The 637-nt window shown below is 80.8% G+C and carries 1 protein-coding gene; it reads right to left on the bottom strand.

Annotated features, from left to right (window positions below; translation table 11 throughout):
- On the bottom strand, positions 1–637 hold a 637-nt coding region (locus GTR00_RS22185; protein WP_166613632.1), incomplete at both ends, for a DUF3159 domain-containing protein.

Below are 637 nucleotides of genomic sequence, written 5' to 3'. Positions count from 1 at the left end.
CGCGCCGGGGGTCGCGCCGGGGGACTCGCCCGCCGCCCGGCGGGCGGCGAGCACGGTGAGGGCGAAGTGGGTGGCGAACAGCGCGGGCACGCCGACCTGGAGGGCGCCCAGGACGGCGAGCTGGCCCTCGAGGTAGGCCACGACCCGCACGAGCAGGTTCGCGCCGGCCAGGGCCAGGACGACCAGCGTGCTGAGGGTGTAGGTGCGCCGCAGGGCGCGGTGCTCGCGCCAGTTCCGCGGTCCCCCCGCCAGCGGGTTGACGAGGAACCCCATCAGCGGCCGGCGCGCCAGCAGCGAGACGACGTACGCCAGGACGAAGAGCGCGGGCAGGAGCGTGGTGGGCAGGAAGAAGGCGCGCGCCTCGCCGGCCAGGGCGGCGACCGCGGCGCAGACCGCCGCGACCACCAGGCCCGCGACCGCGGCGCCGGGCGACTCGCGCCGGGCCAGGCGCACCGCGCAGGCGAGCACCGCGGTGACCGCGAGGGCGAGCACGGCGGTGCCGAGCCCGGCGGCGGCGTCGGCGGCGACGAAGGCGACCGTGGGGGCGGCGGCCGCGGCCAGGCCCACGGGGCCGCCCAGGCGCTCCAGCGCGCGGTGCGCGGCGGCACGGCCCGCGGGGCGCTGCACGGGCTCGGGC

The organism is Kineococcus indalonis (assembly GCF_009906395.1).
Taxonomy (GTDB): Bacteria; Actinomycetota; Actinomycetes; order Actinomycetales; family Kineococcaceae; genus Kineococcus; species Kineococcus indalonis.
Note: the sequence above shows the minus strand (reverse complement) of the source record. Positions and strands in the feature narration are given on the sequence as shown.